Below are 15,845 nucleotides of genomic sequence, written 5' to 3'. Positions count from 1 at the left end.
GCTGATCTCCTTTGATCAGGGTGAGTCCACAATCGGGTTGCTTTAGCGATAAACCTAGGCGAACGATACGTGAGGCCCGAAGACGCGTCAAGACCCCGACATGAGGCAACAGGGGCCCGTCACTAGGATGACCCGAAAGGTGCATCGACTGGAATGGAACCCATGGCCGTCAAGCTGAGCGACATCGCGCAGGAGGCAGGGGTGAGCATGATGACCGTGTCGAACGTCATGAACGGCAAGCGCGCCCGCGTCTCGAGCGCGACGATCGAGCGGGTGCTCGCCATCGCGGACCGGCTCAGCTACGTACCCAACATCCCGGCACGCAGCCTCGCGGCGAGCCGCTCGCACATCGTCGCCGCGCTCGTGCCGGTCGGAGAGAGCCACAGCCTCCTCGTCAGCCCCCACAACGCCGCCCTCATCGGCGGCATCGAGAGCCACCTGCGCCGCCACGGCTATCACGTTCTACTCCGCGGCATCGAGCATGAGGATCAGGTCGCGCAGACGATCAGGATGTGGTCGCTCGATGGAGCGATCCTCGTCGAGTTCACCGACGAGCAGATCGACCGCATCCGCATCGACCGAGCGCCGCTCGTCGCGATCGACAGCTACTCGTCGAATCCGCGCACGATCGGAGTCCGCTCAGACGACCACCGCGGAGGCCGGTTGGCCGGCACCCGTCTGCTCGAGGCAGGCCACCGCCATGTGCTCTTCGCCGGCCCTCCCTATGAAGGCATGGGCGTCGTCGGGCAGCGGTGGGCCGGGTTTCGGGAGACATATGAGGCCGCCGGCATCGACTCTCGCGAGATCGTCGTCGAGGAAGTGTGGACGACGTTCGAGGACGGTCGCGCACTCGGTCTGCGGTTGCGCCGCGATCACCCCGACGTGACCGCGGTGTTCGCGACGGCCGACCACCTTGCGGTCGGCATCATGGCCGGCATCGCTGAAGCGGGAGGCTCCGTCCCCGGCGACGTATCGGTCATCGGCTTCGACGCCCTCGACTTCGCCGCCTACACCACACCGGGGCTGACGACCATCGCGCAGAACATGCCCGCCAAAGTGGCAGAGGCCGCACGCATCATCCTCGACGAGATCGAACGAGGCGAAGGACCGCGCGCACCGGTCTCGCTCGACGTCCGACTCGTCGAACGCGGTTCGGTCGGCCCCCCGCCGGGAAGGTCCAAGTAGTCACTGCACCGGCCGCATCGGCAGCCCGCGGTTTCTCTCCCGCGAGAGTGGAACTCGACGAGGAATGAACTCGGGCACGCCGAGTTGCGCCGGACTCCAACCCCGTTGGTCGAGTAGCGAGCGCATCGAGACCCCATGCGAGAGTCTCGATACGCGTCTTCCTGCGTCGGGCGTCACTCGACCAGCCCTGGCATACCGCGCTTCAACGGACACACGCGCCGACCGGTGTTCTAAAATCGCACCAACGCACCTGGGAGGGAGCCGATGCAGGAGCCATTGCTGCTCGACCCGGCGGAGGAGAACACCTATCGACTGCTCGTCGGCCTCGACGTTGCGCGCGCCGATCAGTTGGCCGAGGTCGCGGGGCTGACCGCCGAGCACGCCGGTGACCTGCTGCGCAGGTTGGAGGCGAAAGGTCTCGTCGTCCGGCACGGTGAGGATCCGGTCTTCCGACCACAACCGCCGGACGTTGCGCTCGGCACCGCCCTGCTTCGACGCCAGGAGTCGCTCGAGGACGACCGCCAGCGCGTGGCCGCGCTGAGCGAGGAATTCCGGGCCGTCGCCCGACGCCGCGACGCCGATCACGTGGTCGAGGTCGTCAACGGAGCGGGGGCGCTGCGCGAGCGGCTCCGCGACCTGCAGCAATCCGCACGCGAGGAGATCCTCTGGTTCTGCCGGGCCAACCCACTCGCCATGAAGGGCGCCGAGAACACCGAGGAACGCGACGCCCTCGCACGTGGCGTCCGCTACCGGGCGATCTACGAGCGTGCGCTGCTCGAAGGACCCGGCGAGCTCGACACCGTGCTCGAGGGCATCGGCTGGGGCGAGGAGGCGCGGGTCGCGCCCGCTCTCCCGATCCGGCTTGCGATCATCGACCGGCGCACCGCCATCTGTCCCCTGATCCACGACCAGGAGCGCGGCCTCGGCGAGCCGAGCGCGGCGGTGATCCGCGGTGGCGAACTGCTCAACGCCCTGCTCGATCTGTTCGAAGGCCACTGGGAGCGAGCCAGCCCGCTGCCGTCCGCTGGTGCTGCCGAGGGCGGCGACGAGACCAGCACTGCGGTTGAGGTCGACGGGATCGGCGACGCGGAGCGCCTCCTGCTCTCGCTCGTGGTCGCCGGGATTCCCGACAAGTCGATCGTGAACCAACTCGGGATCAGCCGGCGCACCGTGCAGCGCCGCCTCGACCGGCTGATGGCGATCGCGGGCGTCGACACCCGCACCGCGCTCGCCTATCAGGCGGCGCGGCGCGGGTGGCTGTGACCCGGCTCAGCGCCGCGCGTACGCGCGAACCACCTCTTGGGTCACCGAGGTCGAGCCGTCGACGGCGGTGACCCGCAACGTGATCGGCGCGCTGCCGGCCGGCACCACCGCGGAGAAGCCCTTCTTGTCGCGACGGACCGCCAGCGGCTTCCAGTTCGCACCGTCGTCGTAGGATGCCTCTGCCTGCAGCGTGGCACGCGATCGCACTGCGCCGAGCTGGTCGGTCACCTGCAAGGAGACCGTGTGCTTCCGACGGGTCGCGTATCCCTCGTCGTCGGTCGGCACGCCGTAGACCACTTGCAGCAGCGGCAGCGTCACCGTCTCGCCCTCGTCCGGTCGGCCGGACCGGAAGGTCCACGCCGTCGACGTGCGGGTGCCGTGCTGCCACTCCTCACCGTCACGGGAGACGTCGAGCTCGAGCCGATAGTCGGCCTCCTCGGCGACCACATCGAGGGCCTGCCGTGCATTCGGGAGCGACTCCACCAGCTCACCGTCACGGTAGAGCCGTGCGCTCGAGGAGGCACCGCCCACCTCCAAGTGGCCCGCAGCATCGACGAACTCGGGCACCTGCAACTGAAGCCGGTCACCGCTGCGGGTCGACGGCGAAGAGGCGACCGCGGCCGGGCGCACGACCGGATCGAACCAGCGCTCCTTCGAGTGCCCCGCCTCGTAGCTGCGCGCCGGTCCGGTCATGCCGCCTGTGACCGTGCCCATCCAGTTCTCCCAGGTATGCAGCACCTGGTGCTGCCACACCGAGTCACCCGCCGAGACCCACTCGACCCGGCTCTCGCCGGTGGCGACCGTACGCTGCGCGTCGTTCCACGCGTAGGTCATCCACGGGCGCCAGCCGAAGCGCTGCTCGCGGGCGTAGGGCCGCCCGCCGCTCTCGACGTAGGTCGTGGTGACGCGGTGGCTGTTGGCCTTCGTCACCCGGTGCACGATCTCGTCAGGGATCGCGTCGGTCGAGACCTGGATGACGTCGTAGAGGTAGGGGCTCGTGCGGCTCGCCTCGAGCACCACCTGCTGCTTGCCCGGCCGCTGTGCGCGCCGGATCAGCGCCGCGCCGTCCTCGGCGGTGGTGACCATCGCCGGGATCGGGCCGGGGTCGACGCCCGGCTGGAACACCGTGAAGATGCTGTTGGTCGTGGGTCGGACCAGGATGATCGCCCGCGCACCCGCTGCCGCCGCCGCCTGCACCTGGGCGTCCTCGAGACCCTGGTCAGGGGCATCCACCACGACCGCTTTGCCGCGCACTCCCTTCAAGTCCGGTCCCGGTGCCACCAGCTCGAGGCGCGTTGCCCGGTCGAGCACCCCGGAATTCGGGAGCAGGCCGGCCTGGGGCTTCAGCTTCGTGCCCGGCACGGTGATCAGCGCGGAGGGCCGCACCAGCTGCCAGCGGGAGGAGAACTCGAACTCACCCTCACGGACGGGTTCGGTCGGGGTCACCCAGGGCATCGTCCGCTCGAACGACATGACGCCGTGCTGGATGTCGCGGCCGTTCGTGAGAAGCCGGTGGGTGTACCAGCTGATGATGCTCTGCTGCTCGGCCGGTTCCGGGGTCCGGATCTCGATCGGGCGTGTCTTGCGAGCGTCGAGCACCACCTCGACGTCGGAGGTCACCTGCACGTCGGGCAGAATCACCGTGCCGGTCCGCTCGGCTTGCGCGGTGTCGTTGCCCTCGATGATCGCCTGCACGATGTAGTCGCCCTCCTCGACCTCGACGGTGGCGACCTCGCCCGTGCCGAGATAGCCGAGGTACTCGGTGCCCGGGTGGTCACCGATCAACGAGAGGGACGGCACGAATGTATCGCCGCCGTCGAAGCCCACCGCACGGATGGTCACGGTGTGCCGCGGGCCTGCCTTGATCGCACCGATGGCGGTGTGCACGACTACGCCGTCCGGCGCGGTCGCGGTCAGCGCGCCGCTCCACCGACCTCGGTCGAGGGCGGCCGGATCGATCGCCACGACCGCATCGGTGGAACCGTGCGCGGGAACGGTGACCTGCTCGGGCGCGGTGAAGGCACGGGTTTCGGAGCCGTCGTCGTCGAGGTTCTCGACCTCGATCGCGAGGTCGAGGTCGACCGGCTCGTCACTCTCGTTGCGGTAGGTGACGGTGCGCTCACGCACCGCCTCCTCCACTGCGTCGCCCTGACGCGCGAAGTCCGCGATCCCGGTGGCGGTCACCTCCTGGCTCACCGCACGAGCGACATCGACCCGGCCCCCGCCCTGCTCGTAGACCCCGAGATCGGGGTTGGCCTTCGCGGTGCTGACGAGCGCATCCTTGAGCCGCTCCCCCGACCAATCTGGGTGCTGCTGGGCGAGGAGGACGGCCGCACCCGCGACATGCGGGGTCGCCATCGACGTGCCCGAAGACGCCGTGTAGAGCGCGTCGACCGGCGAGCCCATGGCAGTGCCGGCCGCCCGTGCTGCGACGATGCCCACACCCGGCGCACTGATCTCCGGCTTCAGCCCGCCGTCGCCCGTGCGGGGCCCGCGGCTGGAGAACTCCGCCAGCGACTCGTCCCGGTCGACCGCGGCGACCGACAGCGCAGCCGGCGCGGTGCTCGGGGTGGCGACCGCCTCGTCCTGACCGTCGTTGCCCGCCGCCACGACGAAGAGGGCTCCGGTCTCTTCCGAGAGCGCCTCCAGGGAGAGGCTGAGCGGGTCCGTCCCGTCTGAGGGGCCGCCACCGAGGCTCATGTTGACCACTGCCGCACGCTCCGCCGCCCACTCCATGCCGGAGATGATCCAGGAGTCGTAGCCGTAGCCGTCGTCGCTGAGCACCTTGCCGATGATCAGGTCGGCGTCGGGCGCGACGCCCGGCCGGGTGCCCTCAGCGCCCGCTCCGGTGCCGGCGATGGTGGCCGCGACGTGGGTGCCGTGGCCGAAGAGGTCGGCGGTGCCGGTCGCGCTGTCGGTGAAGTCGACGGCCTCCTCGACCTGGCCCACGAGGTCGGGGTGCGACCCGTCGACCCCGGTGTCGAGCACCGCGACGCTGACGCCGGCGCCGCGGTAGCCGGCCTCCCAGGCCTCGGGGGCGCCGATCTGCGGGACGCTCTGGTCCAGCGAGGCCGAGGCCCGACCGTCGAGCCACACGTGTTCGATGCCGCCGGCCATCAGTGCGGAGCTGTCCTTCGCGGGTGCCTCCGCTACGGCGCCACCGGTGATCGCCTGCCACACCTGCCCGAGGTCGTCGACCCCGGCCGAGAGCGCCGCCCCATCGATGCTCGGCAGGACCCGGGTCTGCTCGGCTCCCGCGATGGTCATCGTCTCCGCCCGCATGCCGGGCGACCACGAGACGATGAGCGGCAGCGCCTCGAGATCGGCGTATCCCTCTTCGATCAGGGTGCTGACCTCGAAGAGGCTGTCGTCGATGACCCCGGAGGCGAGGAACGGGATGGCGTCGCTCGGCAGCACCTGCAGCTCGCCGTCCACCTCGATGGTCTGGAAGGTGACCCGCTCGCGTCCCGGACCCGGCGTGACCGTGGCCGCGCGTCGCCCGTCGGTGGACTCGGCGACCTCGACCCGATCGCCGGTCAGCAGCGTGATGCCGTGCGACTCTCCGAGCGCGCCTGCCGCTTGTGCGGGGTCGGGCGGCTCTGCCGCGGCGCCGGCGGCGGCCGGGGCGGTGAGGCCGACGACCACCGCGGTGACGGTGGCCAGAATGACAAGGGCTCGAGCGCTGTGAGGTGGACGCATACGGTGAAGTCTGGCGCGCCGCCGGCCTCTGCGATGCTCGGCGAGGTGCCCAGAGTGCGACATGGCGCAACCGCGTCACCCCGGCTTCAGGCGATGGGCAACGAGCGTCGCGACCGCTCGGGGAGATAGTTGACATAGGTCGACTATTCGAATATAGTTGACGTGGGTCAACTGGATAGTGGCCTACGGTCAACTAACGTCTGAAGGTCTCGATCTTGACTACCGCAGTACCCGAGTTGCATGGGAAGCGCTCGCAGCGCTCCATCCTCATCGCCCTCTCCGGGCTCGTCATGGGCATGTTCGTCGCAGTGCTCTCCGGCACCGTCGTGTCGACTTCCCTGCCCCGCATCATCGCCGACCTCGGTGGCGACCAGGCGGGGTATACGTGGGTGATCACTGCAAGCCTGCTCGCGACGGCTGTCTCGACGCCGATCTGGGGCAAGCTCAGCGACCTGCTCGATCGCAAGCTGCTGCTGCAGCTCTCACTCGGCCTCTTCACCCTGAGCACCGTCGCCGCCGGCTTCGCGCAGGACACGACCACCCTCATCGCGCTTCGCGTCGTACAAGGCATCGGCACCGGCGGCCTCATGTCGCTCGTGTTCGTGGTGATCGCGCTGATCATCAGCCCGCGAGAGCGCGGCAAGTACATGGGGCTCGTCGGTGGCATCATGGCCATCGCGACCATCGGCGGACCGTTGCTCGGCGGTGTCATCACCGACACCCTCGGATGGCGTGCGAACTTCTTCGTCAGTGTGCCGTTCGCGATCGCCGCGATCATCATCCTCCAGAAGACGCTGCGCCTGCCCCGCAACACCCGTAAGGTGCGCATCGACTACATCGGAGCTGCGCTGCTCGCCGTCGGCGTCTCGCTGCTCCTCGTCTGGGTCTCGATGGGCGGCAGCCAGTTCGAGTGGAACTCTCTGCAGAGTTACCTCATGATCGGCGGTGCCGTTCTCGCACTGCTCGCCTTCATCTTCACCGAGTTCGCAGTCGTCGAGCCGATCGTGCCGATGTCGCTCTTCAAGAACCGCACCTTCACCCTCGCGGTAGTCGCAAGCCTCGGCGTCGGTGTGGCCATGTTCTCCACGAGCGTGTTCCTCGCCCAGTATTTCCAGCTGGCTCGCGGAGCAAACCCCACCCAGTCGGGCCTGATGACCATCCCCATGATCGTCGGCCAGATGGTCGCCTCGATTCTCATCGGTCAGTTGATCAGCCGATTCGGCAAGTGGAAGCGTTGGATGGTCACCGGTTCGGTGTTGATGGTCATCGGTGCGACCCTGATGTCGACCCTCCGTTACGACACCGATTTCCTGTGGGTATCCGTCTTCATGGTGATCCTCGGTGCAGGCATGGGCATGGTCATGCAGAACCTGACACTCGTCGTGCAGAACGACACCCCCGCCGAACAGCTCGGTGCTGCCAGCTCCAATGTCAACTTCTTCCGCTCAGTGGCCGGTGCCATCGGAGTGACGGTCATGGGATCCATTCTGGCCAGCCAGGTGACCTCCCACCTCACCAGCTCGCTGGAGACCTTCGTGCCGAGTTCCCCCGCCGAGATCGATGCGCTGAAGGAACTCGGGACGGGCAGCCTGCCCAATGTCAGCGCATTGCCGGACGCCGTCCGGGTCCTCGTGGAATCGGCATACGGCACTGGCATCGCGGATGCGTTCATCGTCGCCATCCCCTTCGTCGTCCTGGGCCTCATCGCGGTCATCTTCCTGCCCAACAAGACGCTCTCGACCAAGACCGCGAGTGAAACGCTGGCGGAACGAGCCGAAGAGACCGCGATCGACCTCGCCGAGGCCGAGATCGGCGCGCCCCTCACCGGCGCGATCGCCGTGGTGAACACGAATGCAGACCAGCGCGAGACGGAAGGACAGATCAGGTGACGAACGTGGCGAGCACCACGCCCGACAGCGATCTCGAGCAGACGATCGACGAGGTCGAGGAACAGCTCGGTGTCATCATCAGCCGTCTCCGGGCAGTCTGGAAGGAAGCTGCGGCCAGTATCCATCCCGACCTTCAGCCCGTCGGCTACAGGATCCTCGGCACGCTCGTGCGGCTCGGCGAGGCGAACGCATACGTGCTGGCAGAAGTGCTCGAGACCGACAAGAGCGTCGTGAGCCGCCAGGTGCGCATGCTCGAAGACGTCGGTCTCGTCGTGAGCCGCGCCGACGACAAGGATGGCCGGGCCCGCGTGCTGTCGGCCGCACCCGCGGCAGTCGAGCGGGTGCGGGCCGCCAGAACTCAGCAACAGGATCGTTTACGCGACGTGCTCCGCAGCCATTCACAGGCGGAGGTCCGCGCGTTCGCGAAGATCCTCAGCATCCTCTGCGAGCCGTGACGAACACCGAACGCTCCTGCAACCCCTCGAACGTGGTGTCCTGAGACGCACGCTCGAGGGGTTGAGTTCGCTCAGGCGCTGCGCTGATATGCGCGGAAGGCGCGCGTCGCCACCCACGCGAGCACGGCCGTGAACGCCGCGAGCAGCCCGAGGTTGCTCCACACGCTCGCCCAGTCGGGGCTCGCGCCGAGCGCCTCGCGGCCCGCCACGACCGCCCACTCGAAGGGATTGAAGCGCGCGACCTCCGCAACCCAGTCGGCCGACAGGCTCGTGTCCATGAGCGCCGAGCTCAAGAACATGAGCGGGATCGTGATGAGTTGCGAGATGCCGATCAGCACGTTCTGGTTGCGTGCGAGCAGTGCCGCCGCGTTCGACAGCGCCGAGAACGAGGCCGTGAGCAGCATTGCCGCGAGCAGCAGGATCAGGATGCCGCCGAGCCCACCCGCGAATCGCGCACCGCCGAGCCAGGCGACACCCAGCACGATGAGCGACTGCACGAGCGTGAGCAGTGCCTGGTATGCGAGCGTCGAGACCATCATCGCGCCGCGGCTCGTCGGCGAGGTGAGGAAGCGGTCCATGACGCCGCGTTCCATGTCCTGGATGTAACTCGTACCCGCCCACGCGCTGCCGAACAACGCCATCATCATCACGATGCCGGGCGTCAGGAACTCGAGGTAGCTGTCGCCGCCCTCGAACCCCGGAATCTCGACGACGCTCGTGAAGAGCTGACCGAACAGCAGCAGCCAGATCAGCGGCTGCACGATGTTCATGACGATGAACGCCGGAATGCGCACCGCCGCGCGCAACTGCCGAAGGGTGAGATACGCGGTGTGCCGCAAGAAGTTCGGGCGTGCGTACGTCGGCGGCGCGGTGACGCGGGCGGGGCGGGTGATCGTGCTCATGATGCGACCTCCTCGAGCTCGGTGCGGACACCGACAGCGGAACCCTCGTGCGCCGAAGCGAACGAGTGCCCGGTGTGGGCGAGATACACGTCGTCGAGGCTCGGCCGCGAGACGGTCGCGGAAGCGACGGCGATGCCCTCGGCGTCGAGCGCCCCGAGCACGATCGGCAGCACCGCGCCACCGTCATCGGCTCGGGCGCGCACGGTGCGACCCTCGACGGCGACCTCGCGCAGCGCGCCGAGACTGCCGATCGCCTCGAGCACCCGGGCGACGACGGATGCCTCGTGGAATTCGATCACCACGGCATCGCCGCGCAGTTCGCTCTTCAACTGCTCGGGCGTGCCCTCGGTGACGACGCGTCCGGCGTCGACGATCGCGAGCCGGCTTGCGAGCCGATCGGCCTCTTCGAGGTAATGGGTCGTCAGCAGCACGGTCATGCGCTCCTCACGGGACATCCGCTCGATCTCGGCCCACATCTCGGTGCGCGCCTCGGGGTCGAGACCTGTCGTGGGCTCGTCGAGGAAGAGCACCTGCGGGCGGTGCATGAGCCCGATGGCGACGTCGAGCTTGCGCGCCATGCCGCCCGAATACGTCTTCACCTGCCGGCGCGACGCACTCGTGAGCGCGAAACGCTCGAGCAGCTCTTCGGCGCGGGTGCGTGCGGCGCGGGTCGACATGCCGTGAATCTGCCCGGCCAGCACAAGATTCTCGATTCCCGTGTCCATGGGGTCGGACACCTGCTTCTGCGCGACGAAGCCGATCGCGCTGCGCACCCGCTCGGGGTGGCGGCGCACATCGATGCCGGCGACGAATGCCGTGCCGGAATCGGCGCGAGCGAGGGTCGAGAGGATCTTGACCGTGGTCGACTTGCCGGCGCCGTTCGGACCGAGCAAGCCGAAGACGGTGCCCGCCTCGGCCTGGAATGTGAGCCCGTCGAGGGCTCGGAGCTGCGGCTGGCCGCGCCCCTGCGAATAGGTCTTGACGAGATCGACGGCCGCGAGGGCCATCCCGTCGGGTGATGCAGCCATGAGGCTCTCCTTCGGTGGGGAGCCGTTCGGTCGTGAGATGCGGCCGATAGAATGGCGGCACGCACTGGGGTGGATTCGACTCACGTTGAACGACTCGGTTGCGAGATGGCTCGGGTGTTGCCGCATCCGGGCCATCGATCTGTGTACTGATCAGTGCTCTGGTTCGGCCGCTCCTTCCGCGATGTATCGGGCGAGCTGCGACTCGATCTCCTCGGCGGTCGCGCCGGCGGCCATCAGCTCGTGCATGGCCTTCCACGCGTCGAGGCCGCCGAGCTCGCCGGCCTCGAGTCGGTCGAGCATCGCGGCGACGAAGTCGCGCTCGGCGCGGATCATCGCGACGCGATAGTGGAACTCGACGAGGAAGAGTTCGGGAATCGCGAGCCCAGCCGACTGCTCGGCGATGGACGCCCGCTGCGCGATCTCGGCATCGAGTCGCTCGAGTCGCTCGCGCAGCAGGGTGCTCGCCTCTTCGGGGGCGAGTAGCGCGATGAGCGAGAGCCCGGTTTCGAACGCCGGGTACTCCTTGACGGGTACGGCGATGAGCTCGCGCATCCAGTCGTGGGCCTCGGCCCGGCCGGCGTCGGTGATCGCGTAGACGATGCGTTCGGGGCGATTGCCCTCGCGCTCGACCCGAGCCTCTTCGATGAGGCCGTGCTTCTCGAGCGACTTGATGATCGCGTAGAGCGAGCCGAAGTTCAGGCGGATACTGTCTTCTTTGCCGCGCTCACGCAGCGTGGTCGTGATCTCGTAGGGGTACATCGGGCGCTCCCACAGGCTCGACAGCACCGCGAGTGCGAGCGGGTTGCTCACGGGTCGACGCGACATACTCACCTCCAAATACTTCATTCAGAGTATATCGTGAGTTGAGCTTGGTCAAGAGCCACCACCGCTGGTCGAGTAGCGAGCGCAGCGAGCGTATCGAGACCCCGGCGAGGGTCTCGATACGCGTCCTGCTGCGTCGGGCGCTACTCGATCGGCGTTGCTCGACCCGCCATCAGGCCGAGCGTGTCGACGACCCGGTTCGCGAACCCCCACTCGTTGTCGTACCAGGCGACGACCTTCACGTGACGCCCGTGCACCCGGGTGAGTTCGGCGTCGTAGACGGATGACGCGGGGTTGCCGACGATATCGGTGGAGACGAGCGGATCCGACGAGTACTCGAGCACGCCCGCGAGCCGGCCCGTCGCCGCGCTCCGGTAGGCCTCGTCGAGCTGTTCGAACGTGACCTCCCGCCCGACGGTCACGGCGAGTTCGACGAGTGATCCGACGGGCACCGGCACGCGCACCGAGTCACCCACGAGACGTCCGTCGAGGCGCGGCAGCACGAGCCCGATCGCCGAGGCCGCGCCCGTCGTGGTCGGCGCGATGTTGATCGCCGCCGCCCTCGCACGGCGCAGGTCGCGGTGCGGGGCGTCGTGAAGGTTCTGCTCCTGCGTGTAGGCGTGCACCGTCGTCATGAAGCCCGCCTCGATCAACGCCGTCTCGTCGAGCACCTGGGCGAGGGGCGCGAGCGCGTTCGTCGTGCACGATGCGTTCGAGACGATGTCGTGCACAGCCGGATCGTACGACTCATGATTCACGCCGAACGCGATCGTCACGTCGGCCCCCTTCGCCGGCGCACTCACGAGCACCTTCGCGGCACCGGCGTCGAGGTGTCGACGCGCGTCACCGGCAGCGGTGAAGCGACCCGTCGACTCGAGCACGAGGTCGACGCCGAGCTCGGCCCACGGCAGCCGCTCAGGCTCGCGCTCGGCGAGCACCGTGAGCTTCGCGCCGTCGACGATGAGGCCGTCGTCGACCACCTCGACCGGGCGGCCGAGGCGGCCGAGCGTGCTGTCGTACTTGAGCAGCTGCGCGAGCGTCGCAGGTGCGGCGAGGTCGTTGACCGCGACGATCTCGAAGTCGGTCTGGCGTTCGAGCGCGGCGCGGAAGACGTTGCGCCCGATGCGGCCGAAGCCGTTGATGGCGACACGGGTGGTCATGGTGGAACTCCCTCAATTAGTGTGTCCCACCACACTGGCGAGACGCTCGCGCCGCCGTCAGGTGCGCGGAAGACAGGTTCCGAAAGGATCGGGCCAGCCCGAGGCATCCGCCCGCCGATGAACGAAGCGGATGCCGCAGCGCCGGCGACCCCCGGCGGTTGCCGCGTCGGCCGCTGCGCCGCCCCTACGCCGCCGAGTCGGCGAACGTCTTGCGGTAGTCGCTCGGCGAGGTGCCGAGGATGCGCCGGAAGTGCAGGCGCAAGTTCGCACCGGTGCCGAGGCCGACGCGCGCCGAGACCTGGTCGACCCCGAGGTCGGTGCCCTCGAGCAGTTCGCGGGCGAGGTCGACCCGGGCGCGAAGCACCCATTGCAGGGGGGTGTAGCCGGTGTCTTCGACGAACCGGCGTGCGAAGGTGCGGCTCGAGACGCGAGCGTGACGGGCGAGGTCGGCGACCGTCAGCGGCTCGGCGAGTCGCGTGAGCGCCCAGTGCCGCGTCGCGGAGAACACCTCGCCGAGCGACTCCGGCACGGAGCGGGGTACGAACTGGGACTGTCCGCCGCTTCGGTACGGCGCCGCGACGAGCCGCCGTGCGACGTCGTTCGAGAGCCGCACCCCGTGGTCGCGCCGGATGAGGTGCAGGCACACGTCGATGCCGGCCGCGACGCCCGCTGACGTCAGGATCTGCCCCTCGTCGATGAACAGCACGGTGCCGTCGACCTGCACCCGCGGGTAGCGGCGGGCGAGCTCCTCGGCACTTGCCCAGTGCGTGGTCGCGCGTCTGCCGTCGAGCAGGCCTGCCTCGGCGAGCGCGAATGCGCCCGTGCAGATCGAGACCACGCGGGCGCCGCGCTGATGCGCGGCCCGCAGTGCATCGAGCACTCGAGAGTCGACATTGCCACCACGCGGCCGGTAGCCGGGAACGATGATCGTGTCGGCGTCGTCGAGCGCCTCGAGCCCGTGCTCGACGTGGAACGCGAGGCCGTCGCGCGAACTCACCCGCCCCGCGGTGACCCCGCACATGCGCAACTCGTAGGGCAGCCAGTCTCGGGGGTGGAAGACCTGCGCCGGGATGCCGACGTCGATCGGCACGGCGCCCTCGAGTACGAGGACCGCGACCCTGTGGTGCTGCATCAGCTGCTCCTCGCCCGTCTCGACCGTGCCACCCGTCCAGCTTGCGCGACACCGCTCGCTCGGGCAACTGGCGCGAATGCCACGCATCGAAAGATTCCTGCCACCGAGCGTTGCGAGATCTGGTGCGGGGTCTCGCACCCCGTCGGTCGAGAAGCGAGCGTACCGAGACCCGACACATGGGGTCTCGATACGCGTCCTTTGGCGTCGGGCGCTACTCGACCAGCGATGCCGGCTTCAGCCGGTCACCTCGCGACCACGGCCAGCAACGCCTCGCCGTAGGCCTCGCGCTTCTTGGCGCCGATGCCGGTGATGCCGTCGAGGCCGTCGAGGCTCGTGGGCTTGGCCACCGCGACTGCTCGGAGCGTCGCATCGCCGAAGACGATGTAGGCGGGCACGCCCTGCTCACGCGCCTCCCCTGAGCGCCACGCTCGGAGCGCCTCGAAGAGCTCGGCCTGCGCCGGTTCGAGGTCGGCGGCCGCCGGTGCCGCCTTGGGCCCACGCGAGCGCGTCGCACGCTCGGGCTCGGTGCGCAGCTTCACGGCGCGCGTGCCCGAGAGCACCTCGGTCGCGGCATCGGTCACGTCGAGGGTGCCGTACTCGCCGTGCGTGGCGAGGAGGCCCTGGGCGAGCAGTTGCCGCGTGACTCCGCGCCACTGCTGGTCGCTCAGATCTTGGCCGATGCTCCAGGTGGAGAGGGCATCGTGGCCGTACTGGCGCACTCGCGGAGTCTCTTTGCCGCGCAGGATGTCGATGAGATGGCCGGCGCCGAACTTCTGTCGGCGCTCGCGCTGCAGGCGCACGATGGTCGACATGAGCTTCTGGGCGGGAACGGTGCCATCCCACGACGCGGGCGGCTCGAGGCAGGTGTCGCAATTGCCGCACGGTTCGCTCGGCTGCCCGAAGTAGCCGAGCAGGTTCTGGCGACGGCACTGCACGGTCTCGCAGAGGGCGAGCATGGCGTCGAGGTGTTGCGCGAGCCGGCGCCGATGCGCAAGATCGCCCGGGCTCTCGTCGATCATGCGGCGCTGCTGCACGACGTCTTGTAGTCCATAGGCGAGCCACGCGGTGGCGGGGCCGCCGTCGCGGCCGGCGCGACCCGTCTCTTGGTAGTAACCCTCGACCGACTTCGGCAGGTCGACGTGCGCGACGAAGCGCACGTCGGGCTTGTCGATGCCCATGCCGAACGCGATCGTCGCGACCACCACGACGCCGTCTTCGCGCAGGAAGCGCTCTTGCGTTCGGCGACGAACCCCGGCGTCGAGACCCGCGTGGTACGGCAGCGCGTTGACGCCGTGCTCGGAGAGGAATGCGGCGAGCTTCTCGGTGCTCGCCCGCGAGAGCGCATAGACGATGCCCGCGACGGCGTTGCCTTCGGCATCACGCCCCTCGGTGCGGATGAAGTCGAGCAGTTGCTTTCGCACCTCGAGCTTCGAGTCGATGCGGTACTGGATGTTCGGCCGGTCGAAGCTCGAGACGAAGTGCTTCGCGCCGCCGAGGCTGAGCCGCTCGGTGATCTCGCGATGCGTCGCATCGGTCGCCGTGGCGGTGAGGGCGATGCGGGGCACGTCGGGCCAGCGTTCGGCGAGCTCGGAGAGCGCGAGATAGTCGGGCCGGAAGTCGTGCCCCCACTGCGCGACGCAGTGCGCCTCGTCGATCGCGAAAAGGGCGACGGTGCCCTTCGCGAGGAACCGCTTCGTCTGTTCGCTGCCGAGCCGCTCGGGTGCTACGTAGAGCAGGTCGAGCTCGCCGGCGAGGTAGGCGCGCTCGACCTCGGCGCGCTCGTGCGACTGCTGGCTCGAGTTGAGGTACGCCGCGCGCACGCCGTTGCGCTTGAGCGCGTCGACCTGATCGTGCATGAGCGCGATGAGCGGCGAGACGACGATGCCCGTACCCTCGCGAAGGAGCGACGGGATCTGGTAGCAGAGGCTCTTGCCGCCGCCGGTCGGCATGAGCACGACGGCGTCACCGCCACGCGCGAGCTGCTCGATGATCTCGGCCTGCTCGCCGCGGAAGCTGTCGTACCCGAAGACGGTGTGGAGCGCCTCGGCCGCTGTCTCGAACCGAGCCGGAGCCGCGCTCGCTGAGCCTGTCGAGGCGAACCCGCCGGCCCGGTTCCCTTCGACGGGCTCGGGGAACGGCGCGTCGGAGAACGGGGCGTCGGGGAACGGCGAATGCGGCGGTGCCCACTCGTCGTCGGGGGGTGGAGCGAGTTCATCGGGATCCCACGGGACCTCGTCGGCCCAGTCGGGTTCCGCGTTCGAGCTCATCCGTCGAGTGTAACGAGCGCCGCTGACGGCGCAGCCACCGGAG

General features: G+C 68.8%; 11 protein-coding genes. 4 read left to right on the top strand and 7 right to left on the bottom strand.

What is annotated here, in order from left to right; translation table 11 throughout:
• Positions 1-162: 162 nt before the first annotated feature.
• Complete coding sequence (locus tag AC1C2S_RS11975) at positions 163-1,185, top strand: LacI family DNA-binding transcriptional regulator (protein WP_495352748.1); 1,023 nt, start codon at positions 163-165, stop codon at positions 1,183-1,185.
• Positions 1,186-1,449: 264 nt separating this feature from the next.
• The gene (locus tag AC1C2S_RS11970) at positions 1,450-2,448 is read left to right on the top strand and encodes a hypothetical protein (RefSeq protein ID WP_495352747.1); all 999 of its coding nucleotides are present in this window, start codon (positions 1,450-1,452) and stop codon (positions 2,446-2,448) included.
• A 6-nt stretch (positions 2,449-2,454) separates the two neighbouring features.
• On the opposite strand, the gene AC1C2S_RS11965 is transcribed toward AC1C2S_RS11970, so the two are convergent.
• Positions 2,455-6,147 (bottom strand): S8 family peptidase, encoded by a 3,693-nt coding sequence (locus AC1C2S_RS11965; protein WP_495352746.1) that lies wholly within the window; start codon positions 6,145-6,147, stop codon positions 2,455-2,457.
• A 215-nt stretch (positions 6,148-6,362) separates the two neighbouring features.
• Between AC1C2S_RS11965 and AC1C2S_RS11960 the strand changes: the two genes are divergently transcribed.
• Together AC1C2S_RS11960 and AC1C2S_RS11955 are read left to right on the top strand one after the other, a co-directional pair.
• The gene (locus tag AC1C2S_RS11960; RefSeq protein ID WP_495352745.1) at positions 6,363-8,036 is read left to right on the top strand and encodes a DHA2 family efflux MFS transporter permease subunit; all 1,674 of its coding nucleotides are present in this window, start codon (positions 6,363-6,365) and stop codon (positions 8,034-8,036) included.
• Between the two features lie 5 nt (positions 8,037-8,041).
• On the top strand, positions 8,042-8,491 hold the full coding sequence (locus tag AC1C2S_RS11955) for a MarR family winged helix-turn-helix transcriptional regulator (protein WP_495352744.1): 450 nt from the start codon (positions 8,042-8,044) through the stop codon (positions 8,489-8,491).
• A gap of 71 nt (positions 8,492-8,562) precedes the next feature.
• On the opposite strand, the gene AC1C2S_RS11950 is transcribed toward AC1C2S_RS11955, so the two are convergent.
• From AC1C2S_RS11950 to recQ, 6 genes are all read right to left on the bottom strand, one after another.
• Positions 8,563-9,393: an ABC transporter permease gene (locus tag AC1C2S_RS11950; RefSeq protein ID WP_495352743.1), complete on the bottom strand. Its 831-nt coding sequence runs from the start codon at positions 9,391-9,393 to the stop codon at positions 8,563-8,565.
• The gene (locus AC1C2S_RS11945) at positions 9,390-10,421 is read right to left on the bottom strand and encodes an ATP-binding cassette domain-containing protein (protein ID WP_495352742.1); all 1,032 of its coding nucleotides are present in this window, start codon (positions 10,419-10,421) and stop codon (positions 9,390-9,392) included. The genes AC1C2S_RS11950 and AC1C2S_RS11945 overlap by 4 nt, the downstream gene beginning before the upstream one ends.
• Positions 10,422-10,571: 150 nt before the next feature.
• A complete protein-coding gene (locus tag AC1C2S_RS11940; protein WP_495352741.1) occupies positions 10,572-11,246 on the bottom strand; it encodes a PadR family transcriptional regulator in 675 nt (224 codons plus the stop codon).
• Positions 11,247-11,386: 140 nt separating this feature from the next.
• Complete coding sequence (gene gap, locus AC1C2S_RS11935; protein WP_495352740.1) at positions 11,387-12,403, bottom strand: type I glyceraldehyde-3-phosphate dehydrogenase; 1,017 nt, start codon at positions 12,401-12,403, stop codon at positions 11,387-11,389.
• Positions 12,404-12,587: 184 nt separating this feature from the next.
• Positions 12,588-13,535, bottom strand: a complete 948-nt coding sequence (locus tag AC1C2S_RS11930; protein WP_495352739.1) for a GlxA family transcriptional regulator — start codon at positions 13,533-13,535, stop codon at positions 12,588-12,590.
• 242 nt (positions 13,536-13,777) lie between these two features.
• A complete protein-coding gene (recQ, locus tag AC1C2S_RS11925) occupies positions 13,778-15,802 on the bottom strand; it encodes a DNA helicase RecQ (RefSeq protein ID WP_495352738.1) in 2,025 nt (674 codons plus the stop codon).
• Between the last annotated feature and the right edge of the window lie 43 nt (positions 15,803-15,845).

The sequence above is a fragment of the Agromyces sp. Y782 genome (genome assembly GCF_059445405.1).
The sequence above is the reverse complement of the archived record's forward strand: the minus strand, read 5'-3'. Positions and strand labels throughout refer to the sequence as shown.

Bases quoted from the DNA above. Each gene is read 5' to 3' on its own strand.
- AC1C2S_RS11930 (WP_495352739.1), bottom strand. From the start codon at position 13,535: ATGCAGCACCACAGGGTCGCGGTCCTCGTACTCGAGGGCGCCGTGCCG.
- AC1C2S_RS11965 (WP_495352746.1), bottom strand. From the start codon at position 6,147: ATGCGTCCACCTCACAGCGCTCGAGCCCTTGTCATTCTGGCCACCGTC.
- AC1C2S_RS11975 (WP_495352748.1), top strand. From the start codon at position 163: ATGGCCGTCAAGCTGAGCGACATCGCGCAGGAGGCAGGGGTGAGCATG.
- AC1C2S_RS11940 (WP_495352741.1), bottom strand. From the start codon at position 11,246: ATGTCGCGTCGACCCGTGAGCAACCCGCTCGCACTCGCGGTGCTGTCG.
- AC1C2S_RS11950 (WP_495352743.1), bottom strand. From the start codon at position 9,393: ATGAGCACGATCACCCGCCCCGCCCGCGTCACCGCGCCGCCGACGTAC.
- AC1C2S_RS11945 (WP_495352742.1), bottom strand. From the start codon at position 10,421: ATGGCTGCATCACCCGACGGGATGGCCCTCGCGGCCGTCGATCTCGTC.
- gap (WP_495352740.1), bottom strand. From the start codon at position 12,403: ATGACCACCCGTGTCGCCATCAACGGCTTCGGCCGCATCGGGCGCAAC.
- recQ (WP_495352738.1), bottom strand. From the start codon at position 15,802: ATGAGCTCGAACGCGGAACCCGACTGGGCCGACGAGGTCCCGTGGGAT.
- AC1C2S_RS11970 (WP_495352747.1), top strand. From the start codon at position 1,450: ATGCAGGAGCCATTGCTGCTCGACCCGGCGGAGGAGAACACCTATCGA.